This is a genomic window from Bacteroides sp. CAG:633, from assembly GCF_000435115.1.
GTDB classification, from domain to species: domain Bacteria; phylum Bacteroidota; class Bacteroidia; order Bacteroidales; family Bacteroidaceae; genus Bacteroides; species Bacteroides ndongoniae.
The window spans coordinates 1-25,995 of sequence record NZ_FR883118.1 but is presented as its reverse complement, the minus strand read 5'-3'; the positions used below and the strand labels follow the sequence as shown (position 1 = coordinate 25,995).

General features: G+C 47.8%; 16 protein-coding genes. 3 read left to right on the top strand and 13 right to left on the bottom strand.

Translation table 11 applies throughout. The features are described from left to right. Positions 1–32 precede the first annotated feature (32 nt). The gene (locus QVP67_RS12075; RefSeq protein WP_262483109.1) at positions 33–161 is read right to left on the bottom strand and encodes a hypothetical protein; all 129 of its coding nucleotides are present in this window, start codon (positions 159–161) and stop codon (positions 33–35) included. Between the two features lie 139 nt (positions 162–300). On the opposite strand from QVP67_RS12075, the gene QVP67_RS12070 reads away from it, so the two are divergent. After that, a complete protein-coding gene (locus tag QVP67_RS12070; RefSeq protein ID WP_022163820.1) occupies positions 301–888 on the top strand; it encodes an HdeD family acid-resistance protein in 588 nt (195 codons plus the stop codon). Positions 889–1,256: 368 nt separating this feature from the next. On the opposite strand, the gene QVP67_RS12065 is transcribed toward QVP67_RS12070, so the two are convergent. The 11 genes from QVP67_RS12065 to QVP67_RS12015 form a co-directional block, all read right to left on the bottom strand. Continuing rightward, the gene (locus QVP67_RS12065) at positions 1,257–3,446 is read right to left on the bottom strand and encodes a glutamine synthetase III family protein (protein WP_022163819.1); all 2,190 of its coding nucleotides are present in this window, start codon (positions 3,444–3,446) and stop codon (positions 1,257–1,259) included. Between the two features lie 105 nt (positions 3,447–3,551). After that, positions 3,552–4,838, bottom strand: coding sequence for an ammonium transporter (locus QVP67_RS12060; protein WP_022163818.1), 1,287 nt, complete (start codon positions 4,836–4,838; stop codon positions 3,552–3,554). A gap of 61 nt (positions 4,839–4,899) precedes the next feature. Then, complete coding sequence (locus tag QVP67_RS12055) at positions 4,900–5,256, bottom strand: P-II family nitrogen regulator (RefSeq protein ID WP_022163817.1); 357 nt, start codon at positions 5,254–5,256, stop codon at positions 4,900–4,902. A 23-nt stretch (positions 5,257–5,279) separates the two neighbouring features. Further along, positions 5,280–5,999, bottom strand: coding sequence for a hypothetical protein (locus QVP67_RS12050; RefSeq protein ID WP_022163816.1), 720 nt, complete (start codon positions 5,997–5,999; stop codon positions 5,280–5,282). A 43-nt stretch (positions 6,000–6,042) separates the two neighbouring features. Next, on the bottom strand, positions 6,043–7,275 hold the full coding sequence (locus tag QVP67_RS12045; RefSeq protein WP_022163815.1) for an LL-diaminopimelate aminotransferase: 1,233 nt from the start codon (positions 7,273–7,275) through the stop codon (positions 6,043–6,045). Between the two features lie 71 nt (positions 7,276–7,346). Continuing rightward, positions 7,347–8,195 carry a diaminopimelate epimerase gene (gene dapF, locus QVP67_RS12040; protein WP_022163814.1) on the bottom strand — a complete coding sequence of 283 codons (849 nt, stop codon included), beginning with the start codon at positions 8,193–8,195 and terminating at the stop codon, positions 7,347–7,349. A gap of 420 nt (positions 8,196–8,615) precedes the next feature. Beyond that, the gene (gene asnB, locus QVP67_RS12035; RefSeq protein ID WP_022163813.1) at positions 8,616–10,346 is read right to left on the bottom strand and encodes an asparagine synthase B; all 1,731 of its coding nucleotides are present in this window, start codon (positions 10,344–10,346) and stop codon (positions 8,616–8,618) included. A gap of 36 nt (positions 10,347–10,382) precedes the next feature. Further along, positions 10,383–11,732 carry a glutamate synthase subunit beta gene (locus QVP67_RS12030; RefSeq protein ID WP_022163812.1) on the bottom strand — a complete coding sequence of 450 codons (1,350 nt, stop codon included), beginning with the start codon at positions 11,730–11,732 and terminating at the stop codon, positions 10,383–10,385. Positions 11,733–11,864: 132 nt separating this feature from the next. Continuing rightward, positions 11,865–16,310, bottom strand: a complete 4,446-nt coding sequence (gene gltB / locus QVP67_RS12025) for a glutamate synthase large subunit (RefSeq protein ID WP_441293842.1) — start codon at positions 16,308–16,310, stop codon at positions 11,865–11,867. Between the two features lie 380 nt (positions 16,311–16,690). Beyond that, the gene (locus QVP67_RS12020) at positions 16,691–19,591 is read right to left on the bottom strand and encodes a PD-(D/E)XK nuclease family protein (RefSeq protein ID WP_022163810.1); all 2,901 of its coding nucleotides are present in this window, start codon (positions 19,589–19,591) and stop codon (positions 16,691–16,693) included. Positions 19,592–19,608: 17 nt separating this feature from the next. Next, positions 19,609–22,884 (bottom strand): UvrD-helicase domain-containing protein, encoded by a 3,276-nt coding sequence (locus QVP67_RS12015; protein ID WP_022163809.1) that lies wholly within the window; start codon positions 22,882–22,884, stop codon positions 19,609–19,611. Between the two features lie 214 nt (positions 22,885–23,098). Between QVP67_RS12015 and QVP67_RS12010 the strand changes: the two genes are divergently transcribed. Beyond that, a complete protein-coding gene (locus QVP67_RS12010; RefSeq protein WP_022163808.1) occupies positions 23,099–23,626 on the top strand; it encodes a lipocalin family protein in 528 nt (175 codons plus the stop codon). 107 nt (positions 23,627–23,733) lie between these two features. Continuing rightward, positions 23,734–24,642, top strand: a complete 909-nt coding sequence (locus tag QVP67_RS12005) for an AEC family transporter (RefSeq protein WP_022163807.1) — start codon at positions 23,734–23,736, stop codon at positions 24,640–24,642. A gap of 37 nt (positions 24,643–24,679) precedes the next feature. On the opposite strand, the gene QVP67_RS12000 is transcribed toward QVP67_RS12005, so the two are convergent. Further along, entirely contained in the window at positions 24,680–25,348 is a 669-nt protein-coding gene (locus QVP67_RS12000; RefSeq protein ID WP_022163806.1) for an AlkZ-related protein, read from the bottom strand. Positions 25,349–25,995: the final 647 nt, after the last annotated feature.

The following is a 25,995-nucleotide window of genomic DNA, read 5'->3' as shown; positions in this document are numbered from 1 at the left end:
GCGGCAGGGCTCTTTCCGATATCAGTTACTGATTACATATATACATACGAGCGCTGCTCCCTTACGACTGTAGGAGTTGTAACGGGCGCCACCACCAATATGTATTTACGAATCTTGTTTTCATTGTCTTTTTGTTGTTTTACGATGGCAAATGTAGTCATTTTGTTGGAAACTCCAAATGCTGGAGGAATTTTTTTCCAAGTTTCTTGTAAAATTGCTGTCTCCAGCAATCTTTTTTCGGTTGTTATGTGTTCTATTGTTGTGATAAAAGCGTATCTTCGCAAAAAAAGAATAGAAGTTATGAAAGGATTAAGTTATTCATTTCTGCGTGCCGTGTGCGCGCTGGTTGTCGGGTTGGTACTGGTGTTGTTTCCCGACCGTGCAGGCGATTATTTTGTGATAACGATCGGAGTCGTTTTTCTGGTTCCTTCGCTTATCAGCCTTATCGGATATTTTGCACAGGACAAAGAGTTGCGCCGCCGTTTTCCGGTCGAAGGGGTGGGCAGTCTGTTGTTTGGCCTGTGGCTCATCATTATGCCGGGATTCTTTGCCGACCTGCTGACGTATGTTTTGGGCTTCGTGCTTCTGATGGGTGGCGTCCAGCAGATTGCTTCGCTGGTCAGTGCCCGTCGCTGGGTGCCCGTTCCGGCAGGATTTTACGTCGTTCCGTCGCTCATTCTGATAGCCGGGCTGGTGGCTTTGTTCAATCCTACGGGCGTGCGTTCTACGGCTTTCATCATTATCGGTGTAAGCAGCCTGGTGTATGCGGCTTCCGAATTGCTGAACTGGGCCATGTTTATGCGCCGTCGTCCGAAGGCTGACATGCCTGCAGACAGCACTTCGCTGAAGACTCGCCGCGACATTGAAGACGCCGAAATCGTAGAATAAACCGATTCGGAATACTGAAGATTTAGGCAGACTCCGGTTTTCTCTGGTCGAACCGCCGTTTCCCACTTGTGGGTACGGCTGTTCCCATTAGAGGGAACCGGAGTTCCCATTAAAGGAAACTGCCGTTCCCGTTAAGGGAAACTGGAGTTCCCATTAAAAGGGAACGAAGGAAACGCCGGTTGTGGACAACAGGCGGATAGTATGTACGGCATAAAGCAAAGGGAGAACTGCCTCACGGCACCTCTCCCTTTATAAACTTAAAACAACCAACAAAAGAATTTTCAACCGGCATTCGCCGCCTCTGTCTGTTTGACTGCCAGACGGTGATGAGGAGGCTGAATGCCGATGTTTTTATAGATTTGTGTCTGTTACCTGATAAACAGCAGTTCTCTGTATTTGGGCAACGTCCACATCTGGTTGTCCACAATCAGTTCCAGCTTGTCGATGTGGTAACGTATTTCTTCCATGGCCGGAACGATGGTATCGTGGTAGGCGATGGCTTTGCTACGTTCACATTCAATCTTGTTGGCCACTTTGCGGGCCTCGATCATGGCATCCACGTGTTCTTTGATGAAAGCGGTGCGGTCGGCAATTTCCTCTATCAGTTCCAGGTTCTTGGCCGAAAGTTTGGCTGCTTTTTCTGCCGGGAACAGTTCTTTCATCTTGTAGACGTTGTCTATCAGTTCGGTCTGGTACTGAGTGGCCACGGGGATAATGTGGTTCATGGCCAGGTCGCCCAATACGCGAGCCTCAATCTGGATTTTCTTGGTATAAGTTTCCCACTTCACTTCGTTGCGGGCTTCGAGTTCCTTCTTGGTCATGACGCCTGTCGACTCGAACATGGCGATGCTTTCCGGTTTCAGGTAGTTGTCGAAGATGACGGGGACGCTTGTTTCGCAATCCAGGCCGCGGCGTGCAGCTTCGGCTTTCCATTCGTCGCTGTAACCGTTTCCGTCGAAATGGATGGGCTTGCAGATCTTGATGTATCTGCGGATAACGTCGAGGATGGCCGAAATCTTAGGTTCGCCTTTTTCGATCAGTTCGTCCACGTCTTTCTTGAAGTCTGTCAACTGTTCTGCAAGGGCAGTATTCAGAGCAATCATGGCGCTGGCACAGTTGGCCTCGGAACCTACGGCACGGAACTCGAAGCGGTTTCCGGTGAAGGCGAACGGACTGGTACGGTTGCGGTCGGTATTGTCGATCAGCAATTCCGGAATCTGCGGAATGTCCAGCTTCATGCCCTGCTTGCCGCTGAGGCTGATGAGTTCGTCCTTCGTGCTTTCCTCAATGTGTTCGAGCACCTGGCTCAGCTGCTTGCCCAGGAAAGAAGAGATGATTGCGGGAGGTGCTTCGTTGGCTCCCAGACGGTGTGCGTTGGTAGCGCTCGATATGGAAGCCTTCAGCAGACCATTGTGACGGTAGACAGCCATCAGTGTGTTGACTACGAACGTGATGAAACGCAAGTTGTCCTCGGGCTGTTTGCCAGGCGCGTGAAGCAGAATGCCGGTATCGGTACCCAACGACCAGTTGTTGTGCTTGCCGCTTCCGTTTACTCCCTTGAACGGTTTTTCGTGCAGCAGTACGCGGAAGCCGTGGTTGCGTGCTATCTTACGCATCAGTGCCATGATAAGCATGTTGTGGTCGACAGCCAGATTGCACTCCTCGAAGATAGGAGCCAGCTCGAACTGGTTGGGAGCCACTTCGTTGTGACGTGTCTTTACGGGGATACCCAGTTTCAGCGCTTCGATCTCCAGTTCCTTCATGAAGGCTGCCACACGGGGCGGAATGGCACCGAAGTAATGGTCTTCCAGCTGCTGGTTCTTGGCCGAGTCGTGTCCGGTCAGTGTACGTCCGGTCATCAGCAAGTCGGGGCGGGCAGCATACAAACCTTCGTCAACCAGGAAATATTCCTGTTCCCAGCCCAGGTAGGCATATACTTTCTTGACGTCGGGGTTGAAGTAGTGGCATACCTCTACGGCAGCCTTATCAACGGCACGCAGCGCCTTCAGCAACGGTGCCTTATAGTCGAGCGATTCGCCGGTGTAGGCGATAAAGATAGTCGGAATACACAGAGTGTCGTCTACGATGAAAGCGGGTGACGACGGGTCCCATGCCGAGTAGCCGCGTGCCTCGAACGTATTACGGATTCCACCGTTGGGGAAGCTCGAAGCATCCGGTTCCTGCTGAACCAGCAGTTTGCCGGTAAACTCTTCCATCATGCCTCCTTTTCCATCGTGTTCGATGAAGGCATCGTGCTTTTCGGCCGTACCTTCGGTCAGCGGATGGAACCAGTGAGTGTAGTGGGTGGCTCCCATTTCAAGAGCCCATTTTTTCATTCCTGCAGCTACCTCGTCGGCAATGCTGCGATCCAGCGGAGCACCGTTGTCGATTACGTCGATCAACTTTGCGTATACCTTGCTGGGCAGATACCTGAACATCTTTTCCTTGTTGAAAACATACTTGGCAAAATATTCCGAAGGTCGTTCCTCGGGGATTGCCACTGCAACGGGTTTCTTTTTGAACGCCGTTTCGACTACTCTGAATCTCAGTTTTGACATAATACCTTTGTAATTTGTTGGTTTAAAAATGATGTGTTAGAATAAAGATTTTCTTTTTTTATCTGGTTCCCGGGAAGGCGGCCAAGCCCGCCCGGGATTAAGCTATCAGTTATAGGCCGACTCTCCGTGTTCGTAGATGTCGAGTCCTTCTTCTTCGATACGTGCCGGTACGCGCAGACCATGAATCTTGTCGAGCACCTTGAAGATGATGAAGCCCATGATGGCTGCCCAACCACCTACAATTACTGCACCGAATACCTGTGCTCCGAAGAATCCCCAGCCTGCACCGTAGAACAGACCTTCGCTGGTAGACAACAGTCCGGTAAGTATGGTTCCGGTGAATCCGCATACGCCGTGTACGGAGCTGGCTCCTACGGGGTCGTCAATCTTCAGTACGCGGTCGATGAACTCTACCGAATAGATCATCAAAGTTCCGCAGATGACTCCGATGATAACGGCTCCCAGTGGCGATACGGCATCGCATCCGGCTGTTACACCTACCAAGCCGGCCAAGATACCGTTGAGGGTAAGTGAGAGTGACGGTTTACCATATTTGAACCAGCTTACCAGCAGTGCCATGAAACCACCGGCACAGGCTGCCAGGTTGGTGTTGAGGAATACCAGTGAGATGGCTACCTGATCGTCGGTTGTAGCGGCAGCCAGTTGTGAACCGGGGTTGAATCCGAACCAGCCAAACCACAGGATGAATACCCCCAGGGCGGCGATAGTCAAGTTGTGACCGGGAATGGCTTTCGACTTCCCGTCCTTTCCGTATTTGCCAAGGCGCGGGCCCAGGATGGCTGCTCCGACCAAAGCAATCCAGCCACCTACGGAGTGTACAATTGTAGAACCAGCAAAATCGTGGAAAGTAGTTCCGAACGTATTCATCATGAACGAACCTTCATCGCCGTTCATCAGCCAGCCGCCACCCCATGTCCAGTGGCCCGATACCGGATAGATCAGTACACTGATGAAGATAGTATAAACCAAATACATGGAGAATTTAGTACGTTCGGCCATGGCACCCGAAACGATGGTGGCCGAAGTGGCACAGAATACGGTCTGGAATACGAGGAAACCTTCGGTAGGGAGTGAGGCAGGATCGGGCAGACCGTTGCTGTCGAACAGCAAGCTCATGAAGTGGGGCGTACCGAAGAAATCGCCCAGTCCGAACATAATGCCAAAACCTACTAGCCAATAAAGGAGTGAACCTACCATGAAATCCACAAAGTTCTTCATCAGGATGTTGGCTGTGTTTTTTGTACGAGTGAATCCAGCCTCTACCAATGCAAAACCCGGTTGCATGAAGAATACCAGCATGGCTGCCAATAGCATCCATACGGTGTTGACGCCCGAAACCAGTTGCGCCAGTGTATCAGTTGTTGTATCCATAATCTTTTTACTTTAGTTGTATTTGTTGTAATTGGTCTTTGTGTGGTTTGTGAGTTGCGTGCTATTTTTCCTGTTCGGCGTTGTAAAGGGCAATGTCGCCTCGTTCGGCAGTACGTATGCGTATGGCATCTTCGATGGGAATGACGAAGATACGTCCGTCGCCTATCTCGCCCGTTTGAGCTGCTTTCAGGATGGCTTGTACAGTCTTCTCGGCATTTTTGTCACGCACTACAATCGAGATAAGAATACGTTCGATAGAACTGGTGTCGTACATGACACCACGGTAGATACGGGCTTCTCTGGACTTTCCTATTCCCCTGACATCGTAGTAGGAGAACCATTCGATATCCGCTTCGAGCAGTGCGTCCTTCACTTCCTCGAATTTGGTCTTGCGGATGATAGCTTCAATCTTTTTCATACCTTAAACTATTTATGATTGTGTTAGAAACTTATTCCGGCTACAAAGTAGGCTCCTTCGGTACGTGGATTCCAGATGGCTTTGGCAAACAAAGGAAGCGAAAAACTATCGGTGATCCGGATTGCCTTGCTTGCTTCCAGGCTGATGTTGCATACGGTGAAGCCGTTTGACCCCGGGCAGTTGCCTGTCTTATTGTAGAAAGCTGTTTCCCATGGAGTAGCACCGATCTCTGCGCTCCAGTCCAGTCCGCCAAGTTTGAAAGGTGCTGCTACCGAAATGTAGGAAGAATAGGCGCGACTGCCATCGTACTTCGCGTAGTCGGCACCTGCGAAATTGGTATACCAGTTAACCGCCAGCGGGCCGAAGTCATATCCAACTTGTGCTTCGAACACGTGTGCCGTGCTGTGTGCACCGTAGTGCAAGTAACCATTTCCGCTATTGAACCAGTAGTCTGTAACCGATACGCTGAACCCTCCTGTTGAGTATCCTAAAGTCAGGTCCATTTCTTTTGTATCGGAGCTTTCCAGGCCTACCGAGGCCCATGCAGCCAGTGAAAAACCTTTGTAGGACAATGATACGCCGGGCTGTATGCTGACGCCTCCCAAGTCCTGTCCGCGCCAGATGTAACCACTTACGAGGTCGGCGCCGACCGATGCTTCTACTTTGTCCTGTGCTTTTGCTCCGAAAGCTGCAGATAATAGCGCGATGGCTATTACTCCTGATTTCAATCTTCCTGTTTTCATACCTATTAAAACTATTTAAAGTGAGTAAAAAAGAATTTCTTTTTTATGCCAGCCACTTCCTGATGCGCTTCAGCGCTTCTGTACAGTCTTCGTGTTTGCCAAAGGCTGTCAACCGTATATATCCTTCTCCGCTGGGGCCGAAGCCTACTCCTGGAGTGCCTACTACATTGGCTTCGTAGAGCATTTGTTCGAAGAATTTCCAGGAACTGATTCCCTGAGGTGTCTTCAGCCAGATGTAGGGAGCGTTAACACCACCGTATACCTTTAATCCGGCAGCTTCGAGCCCTTCTTTCAGATTTCGGGCATTTTCCATGTAATAGTCGATGTTGGCTTTTACCTGTTGTTTGCCTTCGGGGGTATAGATGGCTTCTGCAGCCCGTTGGGTTATGTAGCTTGTGCCGTTGAACTTGGTGCACTGGCGGCGGTTCCATAGCTTGTTCAAGGCTACGCGGTCGCCAGTCAGAGTGGCGGCAGTCAGTTCTTTGGGCACTACGGTGTAACCGCAGCGTACCCCGGTAAAACCGGCGGTTTTCGAAAAACTTCGTATCTCGATGGCACATTTCTTGGCTCCCTTTATTTCGTAGATGGAGTGGGGCACGTCGTCTTCGCGGATGAAGGCTTCGTAGGCTGCATCAAATACGATCAGGGTGTCGTTGTCCAGCGCATAGTCTACCCATTTTTTCAGTTCCGTTTTGGTCAGTGTAGTACCGGTCGGATTGTTGGGGTAACATAAGTAAATGAGGTCGATGCGTCGGTCGGGGATTTGCGGAATAAATCCGTTCTCTTCGGTACAGGGAAGATAGGTGACATTGCTCCAGTGGCCTCCTTCTTCCAATACTCCTGCACGTCCGCACATGATGTTACTGTCTACGTATACCGGGTATACTGGGTCGGTAATCCCCATGCTGTTGTCCCAACGTAGTAGTTCGCCGATGTTTCCGGTATCGCTTTTTGCACCGTCGTTAATGAAGATTTCGGCCGGTGACAGATGGACTCCTCGGGAGGCAAAGTCATTTTTAAGGATAGCTTCGATCAGGAAGTCGTATCCTTGCTCCGGTCCGTATCCGCGGAACGTTTTTTCGCTGGCCATCTCGTCCACTGCCTTATGCATGGCTTCGATGCAAGCCTGCGGCAGTGGACGGGTAACGTCTCCGATGCCCAGACGGATGACATCTTGTTTGGGATGTGTTATCCTGAATGTGTTTACCTTTTTAGCTATATCTGAAAATAAGTAACTGCCAGGTAATTTTAAGAAATGTTCGTTTATTAAAGCCATAATCTTTTTTATTTGGTTAGTTGAATTAAGTTTCTGTCAATTGAATGAACGAGCAAAGCTCGTTTTGTTTCTCAATCTTCTATATTAATTTCTCCTTCGAAGACTTGGGCCGCTTCTCCTGTCATCAGTACATGTCGGGTTTCTTGATTCCATTCAATAGTAAGGGTTCCTCCGTCCATGATGATGTCCGATTTTGTTCCGCAACGTCCGGTGATGCAAGCAGCTACGGCGGTAGCACATGCACCTGTACCACAGGCCTGAGTAATGCCCGAACCGCGTTCCCATACTCTCATTCTGATTTTTCCGTCTTCCAGAATTTGGGCAAATTCTACATTGATTCGTCCGGGGAATAAGGGATGATTTTCCAGTTTCGGTCCGGCATCTTCTATATCTATTTCGTTAAGGTCTTCTACGAAGATCACCAGATGTGGGTTTCCCATTGATATGGTGGTACCGATCCATTGTTTTCCTCCGGCAACTATAGGACGTTCCTTCATCGGTTTGGCTCCTAGTCCGTCGTAGTCGACCGGTTCGTCGGCAGGTATCCCCATGTCTACAGTAACGGAATTTACGCTGCCGTCCTTGACATGTAGTTGCAGGATTTTAATGCCCGACAAGGTTTCAAGTCTGATTTCTTGTTTGTGGGTCAGTCCATGTTCGTAGAGGTATTTACCTATGCATCGGCTGGCATTTCCGCACATCTTGGCTTCTGAGCCGTCGGCATTGAAGATGCGCATGCTGAAATCACCTTTTTCCGATGATCCGATCAACACCAGTCCGTCGCTGCCTATTCCCGTATGCGGAGCACTCCATTTGATGGCAAGTGTTTCCGGATGCTCGATAGGGTAACGTTGGGTGTCTACATAGATGTAGTCGTTTCCAGCTCCGTGCATTTTAGTAAATCTAACTACTCTTGTCATTTTGTCTTTTAATAATTGATTAGTATATCTTTTTGTTTTATTTCAATGCAAATATACGACGTTTTGATTGTTTTATATTTATAACCCTGTCTTTTTTCTAAATATTTTAGCTTTTACTTTCAAGATGAATAGATATTGTGTGTTTAGGTTTCAGATTGGAATATTATAGGGGATATATTTCTACAATCTGAAAGTATGACTTCTGGAATACTTCAGAATAGAGGAGAGCCTTTTTATGTATCTTGGTCCTATTGATAAAAGTTTCGGATTGTGTGATAGTAGGTGATTAACTACATTGTGAGACAGTTTATTGGTTGTAAGGATAACGTTTGTATACTATAAAAATGCAAAAGAACCATATCTTTATCCTATACTAAGGAAAGATACGGTTCTTTTTAAGATTTACGATAGAGAGATTTATCAATATGCCTGTTCGTGAACTCCGGCAACTGCACGGCCGCTGGGGTCGTTCAGATTCTTGAAGCTGGCATCCCAAGCCAGAGCCTCGGCGGTCGAACATGCTACGCTGGGTATACTGGGTACCGAGCGGGCTGCCGATTCACTGGGGAAATGTTCTTCGAAAATACTGCGATAATAGTATTCTTCCTTGTTTTGTGGCGGATTGATAGGGAAACGCTCGGCAGCATGTGCCATTTGTTCGTCGCTTACGGCAGAAGCGGTTATGGCTTTCAAAGTGTCTATCCAGGAATAGCCTACACCGTCTGAGAACTGTTCTTTCTGTCGCCAGGCTACACTGTCGGGCAGGAGTGAGGCAAACGCGTCACGCACCACTTTCTTTTCGATGGTATGACCCGGGCACATCTTTACGGCAGGGTTAATACGCATGGCTACATCGAGGAACTCTTTGTCGAGAAATGGCACGCGTCCTTCTACTCCCCATGCCGAGAGGGATTTGTTGGCACGAAGGCAGTCGTACATATAGAGTTTGGAGAGTTTGCGTACCGTCTCTTCGTGGAAGGCCTGTGGAGTAGGAGCTTTGTGGAAGTAGAGGTAGCCTCCGAAAACTTCGTCGGCTCCTTCACCACTCAGTACCATTTTGATACCCATCGACTTGATGACCCGGGCCAGCAGGTACATCGGAGTAGAGGCACGTACGGTAGTCACATCGTATGTCTCGATGTAGTAGATAACATCGCGGATGGCATCCAGTCCTTCCTGAATGGTATAGTTGATTTCGTGATGTACGGTTCCGATATGTTCGGCCACGAGGCGTGCCTTTTCCAAATCGGGAGCTCCTTTCAGTCCGACGGCAAAGGAGTGCAGTTGCGGCCACCAGGCTGCCTGGGTGCTGTCTGTTTCCACACGCTTGGCGGCATAAAGTTTGGCTACAGCTGAGATGACGGAAGAATCAAGACCGCCTGATAGCAGTACTCCGTAAGGAACATCACTCATCAGCTGGCGGCGAACGGCATCTTCAAGGGCAGTACGTATGGCTGATACTTGCATGTGATATGCCTCGGGATCGCAGGCCGAGGCGGCAGAAGTGCGTGTCTCGTTATCTGCTTTATCGGTATAGTTGTCTTTGACTGCATCGTATTCAGTCCATTCGCGTTTGTACCAAGGGCGCATTTCTCCTTCGCGGCTCCAATAGTAGTGGCCGGGCAAGAATGGTTCGTATTCGTCGCACATGCCTTCCAGAGCTTTCAGTTCGCTGGCGCAATAGACGGTACCATCCTTGTCTTTACCTATATAAAGAGGTATAACACCAATGGGGTCGCGGGCAATGAGGAATTCGTCGCGTTCTTCGTCGTAAAGGGCGAAAGCAAAGATACCGCTTAGCCGCTCGATGAAGTCCTTTCCGTAACGGCGATATAGAGCGAGGATGACTTCGCAATCGCTACCAGTCTGAAATTCATAGTCGCCAGCGAAGTCGCGCCGGATGTCGCGATGATTATAGATTTCGCCGTTTACAGCCAGAATCTGTTTGCGGTCGGGTGAGAAGAGCGGCTGTCCTCCACTCTGAGGATCGACGATGGAGAGTCGCTCGTGTGCCAGTATGGCCGATCCGCCGCAATAGATTCCGCTCCAGTCGGGACCGCGGTGGCGTATGCGTTTCGCCATGGTGAGAGCCTTTTGTCTCAGTTCTGGCGTTTGATGTTTAATATTGAAGATGCAGGCTATTCCACACATAATATTTACGTTTTTTGTTGAAGGTTAGTGATGAATTTATTTCTCCTTATCGGATAACATCTGTTCGATGTCTTTAGCAGCACGGCGTCCGGCAGCAAGGCATTTCACGACGAGCGAGGCTCCTGTGGCGGCATCGCCGACTATCACAACATTGGACGGAAGCTCCGGATGTTTGGGTTTCAGGAAACCCATGGCCAGAAGTACCATATCAGCTTCGATAATTTCTTTTTTCCCGGTGGGTTTCATTGTGGGACGTCCGCCGTCGGCAGCCGGAATCCATTCTACTTTTTCTACTTCGACACCGGTTACACGACCGTTCCGTCCAATGAATTTGTTCGAATTCAGACTCCACCGCCGGATACAGCCTTCTTCGTGACTGGAAGTTGTTTTCAGCACGACAGGCCATTGGGGCCAAGGAGTGGCCGGATTGTATCCTACGGGCGGCTGGGGCATGATTTCGATCTGAGTGACGCTTACGGCTCCTTGTCGGATGCTGGTACCGATACAGTCGCTTCCAGTGTCTCCGCCACCTATAACGAGCACTTTCTTACCATGAGCGTTCACCAGTTGTTCTTTCGGGAAGGTTTCTCCGTCCAATATCCGATTCTGCTGTGCCAGCATGTCGAGTGCGAAGTAGATACCTTTCAGGTCTCGTCCGGGAATGTTAAGGTCGCGGGCTTCGGGAGTACCGGTGCACAATGCATAGGCATCGAATCCTTCCGGAAGCTTTTCTACATCAACGGTTACTCCCATTTCCATGTGGATGCCTTCTTCCTTGAGAAGCTTCATGCGTCGGTCGATGATTTCTTTAGGAAGCTTGAAGTTGGGGATGCCGTATCGCAGCAGTCCTCCCGGCATGGGATTCCTGTCGAAGATAGTGACTTCGAATCCTTGGGCGTTAAGTCTGACAGCTGTGCTTAGTCCGGCAGGGCCTGCACCGATGACTGCCACTTTCTTACCGTTTCTTACCGGTTTCAGCGGACGGATGTAGCCTTCGCGGAAGGCTGCTTCGGCTATGGCTGCTTCGTTTTCGCGGATAGTGACAGGAGCATCGAATGACAGTTTCAATACACACGACTTCTCGCACAACGCAGGGCATATTCGGCCGGTGAATTCAGGAAAGTCGTTGGTTTGCGATAATATTCTGTAAGCCATTTCCCATTTTCCCTTGCTGAGAGCTGCCTGAAACTCCGGGTCTTTGTTGCCCAGCGGGCATGCCCAGTGGCAGAAAGGTACGCCACAATCCATACACCGGCTGGCCTGAAGTTTACGGTCGTGGCTGTTCAGGGTTTGCTCTACCTGGCTGAAGTCGGTGATTCTTTCTTCTATCGGTCTGTAACCCGCTTCCTGGCGGGGTATATTTAAAAATGCTTTTGAGGTTCCCATGTTGTCATTAGTTTATGAAGTTCACTTCATTAGGAGTTAAAGAAGTTATCTTTCCGCTTCGCTTCATTAGACATTAAAGACGATGGTTGCATGTCTGGGAAGGAAGTTTTGCTTCTTTTGTTCCTTTATCGTTTAATAGTCTCTCTGCATGTCGGCAATCTTCTGTTGCAACTTGCGCATTTGCTCTTCCTGCAATACCTTTTTGTATTCGATAGGTACTACTTGGATGAACTGGTCGACGTAGTGTGTCCAGTCGTCGAGCATGACGCGTGCCAGTTTCGAACCGGTGTACAGATAATGTTGCCGGATGAGTTCGTGCAACTCTTTTCTGTACGATGCTTCTTCGATTAACGAGAGTTCTACCATTTCCATGTTACAGAAATAGTCGAAATTTCCTTCTTTATTCCATACATAGGCTACGCCTCCACTCATACCTGCGGCAAAGTTTCGTCCGGTTTTACCCAGTACAACGACACGTCCGCCGGTCATGTATTCGCAGCAGTGATCACCTACACCTTCGACTACAGCAATGGCTCCCGAGTTACGTACGGCAAATCGTTCGCCCACACATCCGTTGATGTAAACTTCTCCGCTGGTTGCACCGTATAGCAGAGTGTTTCCGGCAATTGTGTTCTTTTCGGCTTCGAAGTTGCTTCGGACAGGAGGCAATACGGCAATGCGTCCACCGCTGAGTCCTTTGCCCAAATAGTCGTTGGCTTCGCCTTCCAACTTGAAGTTGATACCTGGTACCAAGAAGGCTCCGAAACTTTGTCCGGCCGAACCTTTGAACTTTACATTCAGGGTATGCTCCGGAAGCCCTTTAGCGCCATACTTTTGGGCGATGGCTCCCGACAACATGGTACCGCAGGCGCGATCGGTGTTGGCGATAGTATATTCTAAGGAGATCTCTTTCTGGTTCTCCAATGTTTCGGCAGCAGCGTGGAGGATTTCTACATCCTTTACGTGGTCGATGCCGTGTTGTTGGTCGGTGACGTGGCGTATAGCAGCTCCGTTCTCTACACGGGTAAGCAATTGCGAGAAGTCGAGCAAGGCATGCTTGGGGTTCTTGTAATTGCGTTTACTTCGGATGATGAGATCCGTCCGTCCGATGATGTCGTCCATTCTTTCGACTCCGATTTCGGCCAAATACTCGCGTACTTCTTGTGCCAGGAAAGTGAAATAGTTCACCAGGTATTCGCTTCGTCCTCTGAAGCGTTTGCGAAGTTCGGCATCCTGGGTGGCTACACCTACGGGACATGTATTCTGATTACATTTCCGCATCATCACGCAACCCAGTACGATCAGGGCGGCAGTGGCGAATCCATATTCTTCGGCACCGAGCATAGCCATCAGTACGATGTCACGTCCAGTCTTCAATTGTCCGTCTACTTGCAGGAGGACTTGTCCGCGCAGACCGTTCAATACCAGCGTCTGTTGCGTTTCGCTCAATCCGATTTCGGGCGAGATACCTGCATACCGGATGCTTGATGCCGGTGATGCTCCCGTGCCTCCTTCGGCTCCAGAGATGACGATTAAGTCGGCCTTGGCTTTTGCCACACCGGCAGCGATGGTTCCTACACCGCTTTCAGCAACCAGCTTGACACTGATTTTGGCGTGCGGGTTCACGTTCTTCAGGTCGAAAATCAGTTGTGCCAAATCCTCGATAGAGTAGATGTCGTGATGAGGTGGAGGCGAGATGAGCGAGATGCCCGGGATGGAGTGACGAGTGCGTGCTATGACTTCATCTACCTTGAATCCTGGCAATTGTCCGCCCTCACCAGGTTTGGCACCTTGGGCCACTTTGATTTGGATTTCGTCAGCATTGACCAAGTATTCGGTTGTCACGCCAAAACGTCCGGAAGCTACCTGCTTGATGGCACTTCTGGTTTCGTTGTCGAAGCGTGAGCTGTCTTCTCCTCCTTCGCCGGTATTGCTGCGTCCGTGCAGACGGTTCATGGCAATGGCAATGGCTTCGTGGGCTTCCTGGCTGATGGCACCGAACGACATGGCTCCGGTGACAAACCTTCGCACGATGGATTCAACAGGCTCTACACGGTTAATGTCGATGGGATTATGTCGGAAATCCAGGAAATCGCGCAAGAAGATAGGCTGTTCTTTTTCATCTACCAAGCGGGTAAATTCTTTGAACTTCTTGTAACTTCCCGTACGTGTAGCCAATTGCAGGGTAGCTATGGTTTCGGGATTCCATGCATGTTTTTCGCCATCTTTACGGAAGGCGTAGATACCTGCGTTAGGCAAAAGTTCTTTACCGGCTTTTGTTGTATCTTCGCTTTCGGCATGCGAACCCTCTATTTGAGGATGGGTATTTCTGAATCTGAATTTGACAATTTCTTCCAAACCGATACCACCTATGCATGATTTCAGTCCACCGAAGTAGGCATCGCTCAATTCCTGACTCAACCCTACAGCTTCGAATATTTTTGCACCGCGATAAGAACGGATGGTACTGATACCCATCTTACTCATCACTTTGAACAAGCCTTTGCATACGGCTTTGATGTAGTTTTTCTCGGCTGTGGCATAATCTAGCTGGATGTCTTTGTCGGCCACCAATTGGTCGAGTACAGCAAAAGCCATATAGGGGTTCAGAGCACTGGCTCCGAATCCGAGCAGCAGGGCTGCATGCATAACTTCACGTATTTCACCACTCTCTACTACAAGGGCTGTCTGTACACGTTTGCCTACAGAAATCAGGTAATGATGTACAGCACTGACGGCCAGGAGTGAAGGGATGGGGGCATGTGAGTCGTTTGCTTCACGGTCGGTCAGAACAATATAGTTAACTCCTTCATTGACACTTTCTTCTGCTTGCTTACACAACGAGGCAATGGCTTCTTGCAAACCGTTTCTTCCTTTGGAAGTATCGTAGAGCATAGGAAGCTTTACTGTTTTAAATCCTTTGTAGCGAATGTTGCAAAGCAAATCAAGTTGCGTATTGGTCAATATGGGGTGGTTCAACCTTACCATTTTGCAGTGTTCGGCATTAGGAGTCAGGATGTTCATTCCCACAGCTCCGATGTATTCGGTGAGCGACATGACCAATTCTTCGCGGATTGGGTCGATAGGCGGATTGGTGACTTGAGCGAATTGCTGGCGGAAATAGTTGAACAGCAATTGTGGGCGATCACTCAATACAGCCAATGGTGTATCGTTACCCATGGCACTTACGGGCTCGGCACCATTTTCGGCCATGGGCTGAATAATTTTTTCGATATCTTCGCGGGTATATCCAAAGATGTGGAGCATGTCGCTATAATGAGGTACACTATGTGCGACTTTTCTTCCGCTTTTCAGTTCGTCCAGTTCGATTCGGTTGGTGGCAAGCCATGCGCGATAAGGCTTGGCTTCGGCCAGTTGGCTCTTCAGTTCGTCATCATAGTAGATGCGTCCTTCCTGTGTGTCAACCAACAGGATTTTTCCGGGTTGAAGGCGTCCTTTTTCTTTTATGTCGCCCGGCTCAAAATCCATTACACCTACTTCGCTGGCTACTACCATCGTGTCATTTTTGGTAATGAGGTAGCGTGCAGGACGGAGACCGTTTCGGTCGAGCATACCACCAGCATATCTACCGTCGCTGAAGAGCAGAGCGGCAGGACCGTCCCATGGTTCCATCAAGATGGAGTGGTATTCGTAGAATGCTTTCAGGTCTTCGCTGATGGGATTCTTTTCGTTGAAAGATTCGGGTACGAGCATAGCCATAGCATGAGGCAGGCTCATGCCGGACATGACGAGAAATTCGAGCACATTGTCCAACGAGGCCGAGTCACTCATACCTGGTTGTACGATGGGGCGTATTTCGCGTATGTCTCCCAATGTGGGGGTGGACAATACCGATTCGCGGGCTTCCATCCATCCGCGGTTTCCCCGGATGGTGTTTATTTCGCCGTTGTGTGCCAACAAGCGGAAAGGCTGGGCAAGTCCCCAAGTGGGGAAAGTATTAGTACTGAACCGGCTATGAACCAAAGCCAGACCACTGGTGAAGTAACTGTTGGTCAAGTCAGGAAAGTACCCTCTTAATTGCATAGACGACAACATGCCTTTGTAGACAATGTTCTGGGTCGATAGCGAACATACGTAGAAGTCGTTTCGGGTAGGAATGTCCGACCTTCTTATGCGGTTTTCTATTCTTTTCCTTATAATATATAGTTTCCTTTCAGCTGTCTGGCTGTCGGTGAATCCGGTAATAAAAATTTGTTTGATGTCCGGTTCAGCTGCCAGTGCTGCTTCTCCTAAAATTTCGGGACATGTGGGTACGTTTCTCAGGTGCATCAATGTGAGCCCATCCTTTTCAATCTCTTCAATGATGATGCTAAGAATAGTTTCCTGATCTTTTTTATCTTTGGGAAGAAACAGAATACCTGTTCCGTATCGGCCTTTTTCGGGCACGGGAATTCCCTGTAGTAAGATGAACTCATGGGGGATCTGCAACATGATACCTGCCCCGTCACCAGTCTTGTTGTCAGCACCTTCAGCACCGCGATGGCGCATGTTTTCAAGCACTTTCAGAGCCGATTCAACCAATTCGTGGCTTTTGTTTCCGTGGATGTTTACAATCATTCCTACACCACATGCATCGTGTTCGTAAGCCGGATCGTATAGTCCTCTCTTCTCCTTTGTTTTGTTGTTAAAAAGTTCTTGTTTTACCATCTTGATTAACTTTATTTCCTGTAATACCTATTATTTGTGTCAAAATGCATGGCAAATATATGATATTAATTTCAAAATGGTAAATTTTCAATAATCTTGTTTGTAATAAAATTAAAGCAATTGTTTAAATAGTTACGATTAGTTGGTGATTTAGTGATTAAATGTGTTAAACTGAAAGGATATTTGTGCTTTTTAATTTCATATTGTTGTTTTAATATATTAAATAAGTTTTTTAATTGGATGTAAAAAGCCATATAGGTGGCATTATGCTTTGTATTCTGCAATTAAACTTATCCCCAGCATAATTTATGAAAATCGCAATATTCGCATTTTTTCGTGTCATCAGTTTGGGTAAAAGGTTCTTGCGGATTGAATATCTCGTTCAGCAAGGCTTGTAAATGTTCGCGGAAGTCGTCTTCGTAAAGAGCAAAGTTGAGTACTGGAATTTTGGGCTGACGCGGAGCACCCATCTCAATAACCGGCGAGTAGGTATCGGATGCCGCCTTGTGGATATAGAGAAGGGCGGGTGCTACTTTTAAAGGTTGTTTGCGGCACATGATGGCGGCATACAAGAAGGTCTGGAAGATGTAACCCGGACGATTCTCGGAAGGGGTAAATAGCTGTCCGATATTCTCGGGGGTCTTAGGTAAGCCTCCTGTTTTGTAGTCAACAATGCGCAAAGTACCGTCCTTGCTATCCATACGGTCAATGGTGCCACCAATATTTACTGATAGTTTTCCTTCGGGGGTGTCAATCTCGATACTTTCTTTTACTGTCTTTTCCATTGCTTCCATGCTGAAGGGGGCATATTGCAAGTCGTTTCTGAGCAGTTGTTTCAGATAGGAAACAATAACCCGTGCGTGGATGAGTTGGCTTCCGTTGTATTCAGGTTTTTCTTGAGGAGGTACATGGAAAAACTCTTCTTTGAAAGCTCGGTTGACGTACTCTTGCAGTCGTGCGTCGTCTTTGAGTAATTGTTCGAGATCTGTTTTATGTATTTCCTTCTGGTGGCTGGTAAGGTCGGTATATACCAGTTCGGCAGAACGGTGGAAAATAGTTCCAAACAGAGCTGAATTGATTTCGGCATTGACTTCATCAGGTGCTTTAAGGCCGGCTATGTAACGGAAGTAAAACTTCAGTCGGCAGTCCAGATAAGAGTTCAAAGCCGAGGGGGATAGCAGACGCTCGGGGTGGAGACGGCTGTTGTAGGTGGCGTACATTGTACGCATTACTTCATCGGTTTTATCAATTTGGATGGTGCGACCTTGCTTAGGTGATTGAGCTGCTTCGAGGTAACTGTGGGTAACAGTATGAGGCGATTCGATGAGAAACTGCAACATGAAACGGGACATTTCTCCCCGGTTCAGCCCGTCGGAAGAAGTATTGTAGAGCAGGGTGATATTTTCGGCACGTTGAATGAGTCGATAAAAATAGTAAGCGTAGACAGCATTCTTGTGTTCGATGGTAGTCATGCCGAAAGCTTTGCGCAGATTGTAGGGGATGAAGGATGATTCGCCTTCGGCTTTGGGCAACTTGCCTTCGTTCAGTGAGAGGATAAGCAGGTTCTTGAAGTCCAGGTTACGTGTTTCAAGTACTCCCATAACCTGAAGTCCGATGGCAGGTTCGCCATGAAAAGGGATGTTGGCCGAAACCAGCAGGCGGTTGAGCAACCGTTTCAGGGTGTCGAGACGTAAAGTCAATACTCCATCTTCGATCAGGCTGAGCAGACGATTGATAAGAGTATAACCTTTGAACAGCGATTCGCGGTAGAGCTGGTTGTATAAGTCGGACGAATCGTCTTCGTGGCGGTAGAGAACAGCTACTTCCTGTATCATGTCAATGAGGTAGGTGCACAAAGCCTGAATGCCGTTTTGTGGGGTGAATACCTTCTCCAAAAAAGCATCTTGTTTAAGTTCGGAAGGAAGAGGATAGAAACGGTTGTTGCGTGTAAGCGACAATTCGAGTGCCGGAGCCGAAGGGGATAACTGACGGGTGTAGGGATGCTTCAACACGTTAAGCACAGCTTCGTAGGTGTAGCGGCCCGTATCGGTGCGATAGCCGGAGGTTTGCAGTTCGACAAGGGCGTTGATGAAGTTGTACACAGGTGTTTGTGCCAGTGGAAATCCCATGGTGACGTTGACGTCTTTAATGTCTGCCGGGAGCGAGTGAAGCACTGGCAAGAGAAGGGCTTCATTACAAAGAACAATGGCGTTTTCTTTCAGGTTCTTTGTAGTGTCAATGCTTTGACCCCATTGAGGAATGAAGCGTGCCTGTGCATTCTCGGTGGGAGAGGAGATATACTGTATTTTTTTGTTGCTCCGCAAGGTGTCGAAAACCGATTCGGGTAACTGATTGGGAAAAATCTTGAGGTTTTGCAAGATGAATTCACCTGCTTCGTGTGTATAGGGTGGCTGCTGTTCATGAGGCAGACGGGTGTAGAAGATGTCGTAATCCCAGTAGAAAAGAGCTTTGCCAGCCTCTTGCAGAAGGGAGAAGAAGGCTTTCTCTACCTTATTTAATACGTTGAAGCCTACGAAGACATAACGATCGTAGCGGGGAAGCAGAGGGATACCGGCATTGAAGTCGGCTGTAAGTTGTTCGAGTACGTTGCGATACATCATTCCTTCGTAAGCAATGCCCAGTTGGGTCAGGCTGTCGCGATAATGATGGTAAATATCGTTCAGTTTGTCCCAAAGGGAGATGAAACGTTCTTTCAGCAGCGTACGTTTTTCGATAGAGAAGTTCTGAAAGAATTGGCGGATGGCTTCTTCCTGTTCGTGATCGAGGAAGCTATAGTCGTCCATCAGATTTTTCAGGTCTTGTAAGTTGGTGAAAAGGCGGTCGGCATCTACAAGGTTCTTGTCGACATCATCAAAATCGCTGATCAATAATTCACCCCAAAAATAGAAGTCGTCGAGGGTTTCGTCGCTATGGGTTTCTTGGACGAATATGTTGTAGAGTTCGCATACCAAGCGAATGGGGTCACCAAGTTTCAGGGGGGATAGCTGACCGAATAATTCGCTGATGCTGACATACGAAGGCGACCAGATGGGACGGTCGGCTTCGGCTGCCAGATATTCGTTGAAGAAAAGGCTGGCACGTTTGTTGGGGAAGACAATGGCTGTGCGTGACAGGTCATTACCTATCTTATGATAAAGGTCGTGGGCTACCAGTTGGAGGAAAGTTTGCATTTTGCTGAATTTTTATTTTATTCGTTTTTTGTTTTTTCTTGTTTCTCGAAATCTACCTTTTCTACTTGTTGCATGTCTACATACCACAAGTAACCGTTTATGTGAGAGGCAGTGTAGCCCATACGTACCAGCAGGCGCATGTAGTCTTGAACCTGTCGGTTATATCGTTTACTAGGCTTACCGAACTTAAAATCAACCACCACGATATCATCTCCTTTCATCATTACACGGTCGGGACGGCGGTTAAACAGCTTTCCGTTGTCAAGCCAGATGATGTCGCACTCGTTGAACAGGCGCCATTCTCCCGAATACCATTGTTTGACTTCGGGTAGGGAGAAGGCACGTCTGGTAAGCTCTCTGATTTCGTCTGCGGTTGTTTGGTGGCCGATGACACCTTCGGCTACAAGGTGTGAGATTGCATTGTCAATGTCGGCTTCGGTTTCGATGGCCGAGAAAAGGGTGTGAAGCAGGCGTCCGCGGTTGATGAAACGTTGTGCAGATTCTTCTTCATCGATGCCGGCAATGAAATCGGCTGAGCGGTTGGATTGCCTGAATTCGATGTCGTGCTTCAGGCTTTCCATGCGTACCGGTTGTTTATGGGGACTGAAAGCCAACTTGTTGGCAGAAGTCTTATTTTCCTGTCCGGATAGGGTCGAAGGGCATAGAGAACCACTCTCAAACGTAGCGAATTCTTCGTCCCACAGGCTTCCTTCGATGGCTTTGGCTACGGAAGGAAGTGCGTTGGCCAGCAATTCGGCTACAGTGCCACGCTGGTCCTTTTTGCTCCATACGATGAGGTTTTTTTCGGGGCGGGTGAAAGCTACGTATAACAGATTCAGGTTATCGACCCATAACTGAAGGCGTTCATCCAGATAGTCGGAACGGTAAACAGATTCAGCCATGAGAGGACTGTAGGTAACGGGAACCAAGTCAAGTGCATTGTAGGGGGCAGAAGGCGCTTGGCACCAGACAAGCTGGTTGTTGGTTTCGTTTTCCAGTTTCCAGTCGCAGAATGGGATGAGCACGGTGTGGAATTCAAGTCCTTTCGATTTGTGAATAGAGAGGATACGTATGCCATCCACTTCGCCACTGGGGATTGTCTGGGCACATAGTGTGTCCTCCCAATAGCGGATGAAGTGACCGATGTCTGAAGGATTGTCTTGCAGATATTGTGTCACGGCATCGAAGAAGGAGAACAGGTAGGCATCTTGCTTTGCGACGAGGTTGAGGCGCAGGATGCTGTATAGTTCTTCTAACAGTTCGTATAGAGGCATGAGGCGAAGGTCTGCAGTGTGTGCACAGAAAGCTTCGGGCAATATGCCATAGTTAGGCTCAGCGAATAACTGATGCCATTGAATCGGGGAGGTGGCAACGTATTGGGCGTAGTTTGTCGCAAGCGAGGCTTGCGATATTTTGTCATCAGGGTCGAGCAGGATGCGCAGGGCATCTATCAGCATGCCGACAGCTACGGATGCATCAAGACGAAAAGCTTCGTCAGAGACGACAGGCAGGTGGAGTTCCTGATCGAAATAGTCGGCAATGAGGGGAATGTTTTTGTTTTTACGTACCAATATGGTGATGTCGTTTAGCAGTATACCGCTATCGAGTAAATGACGTACTTCGTTGCCTAATGCAATCAAAGTCTGTTCAGTGTAGTTGTGGTCGTTGTCGGGTTCAAGGAAACTGGCCTTTACATAGCCGCGCGACAGGCTGCGTGGTGATTCTTGGGCGACATCAGCATAGGCATTCTTCAGTGGGTGGCATTCTTCGTGCAGTTCGTCCAAGTGCAGAGCATTCAGATAATCGACGGCTTGGGTGAAGAAATGGTTGTTGAACTGGATGATATTGGTTTCGCTTCTCCGATTTGTTTTCAGCGTTTCCACACGAATGGGAAAACGGTTGGAACCAAAAGAGTCTTTGTTGGTAGAACTGCCAAGGTTATTCAGAATGCTCCAGTCGCCGTTGCGCCAGCGATAAATGGATTGTTTGACATCGCCCACGATGAGGCTGTCGGCACCTTGTGCGAGGCCTTCGAGCAACAGCATGCGGAAGTTGTCCCATTGCATCCGACTGGTGTCTTGAAATTCATCGATCATTACATTGTGTATGCTGGCTCCGATTTTTTCGAAGACGAATGATGAGTCGCCTTCACCCAACAGTCGATGCAGCAAGGCGTTCGTGTCGGACAGTAGGAAACGGTTCTGTTCTTTATTAAGGATACGTACCTGTTCGTCTATGTGGTTTAGCAGCTGTAGTTTGTCGAGATGTTGCAGAGAGAGGCGGCAACTATTTACTGTTTGGTTGCGTTGTGGACGTAGTCTTTCTGAGTCGCGCAAAAGGGGCATCAGACTGCTTTCGGCCAAGTGGATGATGTCTTTTTTTCGTGTCGATGTTTTCGATGCCCAGTTTTGCGGGTCGTCGAGGCAATTTTTCAGGGTAGTGTTCAATACATCTTTGTCGGCCAGTTTTCCATCGCGCAATTTACGGAAATAACTTCCAATGCTTCGTGTCCCTCCTTTCAGATCGTCGGAGGTGAGGGCATGGGCTTCGAGTTCGTCGACGAACTGATCGTAGAAAGCTTTCATCTGTTCGAGGGCATCTGTCAGCATTTCACGCAGCACGTCGCGATAAAGTCTGACGGCTTGCGGATCGCGTAATTTCTGGCGTAGCATTTCGCCACGTTCAATGTAGCCTTCGTCGAAGATGTTTCGTCCGAATCGTTTTATTTCATCAGATACATTCCAGCGTTTGTCGTCGGCAATACGTTCGTCGATGTAGGCCAGAAGCCATGCCAATACGGGTGAGGTGGGAGTGAGTTGGTCGATAAGGGTATCGACGGCATCGCTCAATACTTCGTTGTTGTTCAGTTCGATATTCAGGTTAGGGCTCAGTTCCAGCTCGCGTGCAAGATTACGCATGACGGACTGGAAAAAGGAGTCAATGGTTTCTACGCGGAAGCGGCTATAGTCGTGTAGAATGTACTGTAAAGCCATGCCGGCGCGTTGTCTCAGTTCGCTGGTTGTACAGGGCTTGGGCATGCCTGTCTGGTGATGGCGTGCGAGGTCCTCTTCTATACGCTTCAGGTAGGCATCGGAAGCGGGGTCGGCCTGCCAGATACCGTACAGTTGCTGCAAGATACGTTCCTTCATTTCGGTAGTGGCCTTGTTGGTAAAGGTCACAGCCAGAATCTGCCGGTAGGCTCTTGGGTTAGCTATCAGGTGTTTGATGTACTCGACGGCCAAGGTGAATGTTTTTCCTGACCCGGCGGATGCTTTGTATACTAACAATTCCATGTGTAGATTTTCATTTTCTGAACAAAAGATGTTGGCAAAATTACGTAAAGTTTGCGTAATATTCAAGGGCTGATTGTTTGGTTGTGTGTCTGCAATGTTTTATCTTTGTCAATAGGAAGAGTAGAACGAGAGAAGTAAGTGATACATGCTGGTGGCAGCTGTATGACATTACCGCTTTTGTTGACTTCTCTACACATAATAAACTTGAAAGCGGATGAAAAACATTCTGATTCTTTTGTGCTCTATCTTAGGATTGAGTGGTTGTGGCTCTGATATTGCAAGTAAGGGGATTGACAACCGGACGGTGCAAACTTTCGATGTGACCCGTTTTATGGGGAAATGGTACGAGATAGCGCGTTATGATCATCGCTTTGAAGAGGGAATGAATCGGGTGACAGCTACTTATACTTTGCTCGATAACGGACGGATTGAAGTGCTGAATGCTGGCTATAAAGACGGCAAGTACAAAGAGATTAAAGGAAAAGCCAAGCAACCTGATGCTGCTGATCCGGGCAAGTTGAAAGTATCGTTCTTCCTGTGGTTTTATGCTGATTATTATGTGCTCGACATCGATCCCGACTATCGTTATGTGCTGGTAGGAAGTAGCAGCGATAAGTATCTTTGGATTATGAGTCGTGAGGCGGCTTTACCAGATAATGTACTTCAAGAACTTCTTGACAAACTCCGTCGGCGTGGTTACGATACGGATAGGCTGGTATTTAATGACTTTTCTGTAAAGTGAGTGTGAGGAGGAAAGTATATTAGCTATCAATTTTCCGCCCGAGTGGAGAATATCCAAATTCTATAATCTGTATCTTTGCGCCAGTTTTTTAGGAGGTAAAAAGATTTATGGATGCAATAGTAACGCAGATGATTATCTTGTTCGTACTGGTAGTCGTCGGCTATTATCTGAGTAAAAAGAAGATGATGGATGCGGATTTTGACCGCAAGCTTTCGGGATTGGTTATTAATGTAACGTGTCCTTGCTTGATACTTTCATCGGTGATGGGCGATACGCTTCCTGACAAAACATTCATCGTTCCCTTGCTTCTCGTGGGGTTTGCCACTTATGTGGTGTTGATAGGTGCGGCTTTTCTGCTTCCTCGTTATTTGCCTGTCAAGGCGGCCGACCGTGGAATTTATAGCTTTATGTTGGCTTTCGGTAATGTTGGTTTTATCGGTTATCCCATTGTTGCTTCTATTTTCGGACCGAATGCAGTATTCTATGCCAGTATCCTTAATTTTCCAAGCACTTTGCTGATTTTTGTTTTTGGCACCCTTTTTATTTCGGGTGACCAGGGCAATATGCGTTTCAATTGGCATACTCTTTATTGTCCGGCTATGATTGCTTCGTACCTTTCTATCCTTGTTGTACTGACGGGATGGGTGCCTCCCCGTGTTGTCAGCACACCTTTTGTATTATTGGGCAATGTAACCGTACCTGCAGCCTTGCTCATCATAGGGTCGTCGATAGCTCGGGTACCTGTCCTTCGGATGTTCGGTAATGTAGCCATTTACCTTATGTCGGCTTTGCGTTTGATGCTAATTCCTCTGTTCATCTTATACATATCACGTCTTTGCAGTGTCGACAATACTATTGCCAATATTAATGTGGTGCTGGCAGCTATGCCTGTGGCTTCGTATGGAACACTGTTTTGTATTCAATATGCTAAAGGGGAGGTTATTATGGCCGAGGGAACTTTTATTACAACTTTACTTTCGGTGTTGACCATTCCTTTGCTGACATTGTTCTTGTAGAAGTAGTCAATTTATTGGTTTGTTTGACTTTTGGGAACTATTTCAACAAGAAGTCGTACACTTTTGGTGAAGTTTCAGGCAATATTTTTTTTAACTGGATAAGCATTCGTTTGCGTGATTCCTGTGGGGTGCGTTTGGGGTGGCAAGCTTCTCGTCCGAAGAGTGCTTCGGGAGTGGTTAAGAGCGACCATCCCCAGCCGTATTCGTGTCCGTGGCGGTCGCGAGGATAGATGAAGTCTTGTGTAACGATGTATCCGCCCATCTCCAGGCGGGCGAGATAGGCGTCGAATCGGCTTCGCATTTTAGTTCCAGTGAAACCGCATGCAGCGCGAAGTTCACGGGTGATAAGGCTTCCTTCTGCCTTTAAAACATCAAGAATAGCTTCTTCGATGCTTCCCTCTTCGGGGGAAGGGAAAACGCTTCGACGGTAGTTGCAGAAGTCAGGCCACCATTCACGGCTGATAAAGGCAGCTTTACGATTGAAAAACTTACCGTATGCACAACCACTTTCCTGCAGGATAGCACCTTTCCATTCCCACAGGGGCCATTCCCATCCGCCATCGGGCAGGCGGGTATACTGGCAATCTTCATCCGTTATTTCTTCGGCCGACCATCCACGAATGCCCATATGTAGTAGTGGCAGAAATCCGATGTGGTTGATATAGTCAATCAATTCGGGGCAAGAATGCAATGTTCCCTTTTCCATCTATAGTACCTTTATTTTCTGTTACTTCTCTTTATACAATACAATTTTTATTGTAATCTTTTTCCAAATATATAAGTTTTTGAGGAATTTGGGTTGAAGAGGAGATGAAAATGTTTGGTCAATCGGAAACATGGTATATTGGGATCTTGTATTATTTGTAATATCTCTTTATCTTTTTTTAATGCTCTTGTTTTTATCGCATTGTTATTATTCAGTGTTTGGTGGTGATTGATATTTGGATGCTTGATTTTTTTATAGTTAGGAAAAAGTTTTTTGCTAACTGGGAAAATTTTTGTGGCTAGTTATAAAATTTTCGAAAGAATAAAACGCATAGGAGTTTGGGGTATGAAGTGTGATTGTTGTGTATATTTTTTAACTATTTATGAATGGGGTATTCTGATTTTGCTCAGTGGATATTAGTGGTCACTGTATCAGTGGGCTGAGTTATTGTTTTATTATTGCTCATGCTTTGATGCGATGTATTTGCTCTTTATACCTCTTTTCTTTCGCCGCCTCTTATAGATATAAGTTTAGTCTCGTTTATTGTATATCTATCAAAGTTATAAACCAAACTATTTTGCTTGCCAAATAAAAGATAGATACTTGTATATTTTGGTTGGAAACTGATATCAACCTTAGAGGTGAGT

Coding starts and splice junctions, on each gene's coding strand:
- QVP67_RS12075 (WP_262483109.1), bottom strand. CDS start 161: ATGACTACATTTGCCATCGTAAAACAACAAAAAGACAATGAAAACAAG.
- QVP67_RS12070 (WP_022163820.1), top strand. CDS start 301: ATGAAAGGATTAAGTTATTCATTTCTGCGTGCCGTGTGCGCGCTGGTT.
- QVP67_RS12065 (WP_022163819.1), bottom strand. CDS start 3,446: ATGTCAAAACTGAGATTCAGAGTAGTCGAAACGGCGTTCAAAAAGAAA.
- QVP67_RS12060 (WP_022163818.1), bottom strand. CDS start 4,838: ATGGATACAACAACTGATACACTGGCGCAACTGGTTTCGGGCGTCAAC.
- QVP67_RS12055 (WP_022163817.1), bottom strand. CDS start 5,256: ATGAAAAAGATTGAAGCTATCATCCGCAAGACCAAATTCGAGGAAGTG.
- QVP67_RS12050 (WP_022163816.1), bottom strand. CDS start 5,999: ATGAAAACAGGAAGATTGAAATCAGGAGTAATAGCCATCGCGCTATTA.
- QVP67_RS12045 (WP_022163815.1), bottom strand. CDS start 7,275: ATGGCTTTAATAAACGAACATTTCTTAAAATTACCTGGCAGTTACTTA.
- dapF (WP_022163814.1), bottom strand. CDS start 8,195: ATGACAAGAGTAGTTAGATTTACTAAAATGCACGGAGCTGGAAACGAC.
- asnB (WP_022163813.1), bottom strand. CDS start 10,346: ATGTGTGGAATAGCCTGCATCTTCAATATTAAACATCAAACGCCAGAA.
- QVP67_RS12030 (WP_022163812.1), bottom strand. CDS start 11,732: ATGGGAACCTCAAAAGCATTTTTAAATATACCCCGCCAGGAAGCGGGT.
- gltB (WP_441293842.1), bottom strand. CDS start 16,310: ATGATTGTAAACATCCACGGAAACAAAAGCCACGAATTGGTTGAATCG.
- QVP67_RS12020 (WP_022163810.1), bottom strand. CDS start 19,591: ATGCAAACTTTCCTCCAACTGGTAGCCCACGACCTTTATCATAAGATA.
- QVP67_RS12015 (WP_022163809.1), bottom strand. CDS start 22,884: ATGGAATTGTTAGTATACAAAGCATCCGCCGGGTCAGGAAAAACATTC.
- QVP67_RS12010 (WP_022163808.1), top strand. CDS start 23,099: ATGAAAAACATTCTGATTCTTTTGTGCTCTATCTTAGGATTGAGTGGT.
- QVP67_RS12005 (WP_022163807.1), top strand. CDS start 23,734: ATGGATGCAATAGTAACGCAGATGATTATCTTGTTCGTACTGGTAGTC.
- QVP67_RS12000 (WP_022163806.1), bottom strand. CDS start 25,348: ATGGAAAAGGGAACATTGCATTCTTGCCCCGAATTGATTGACTATATC.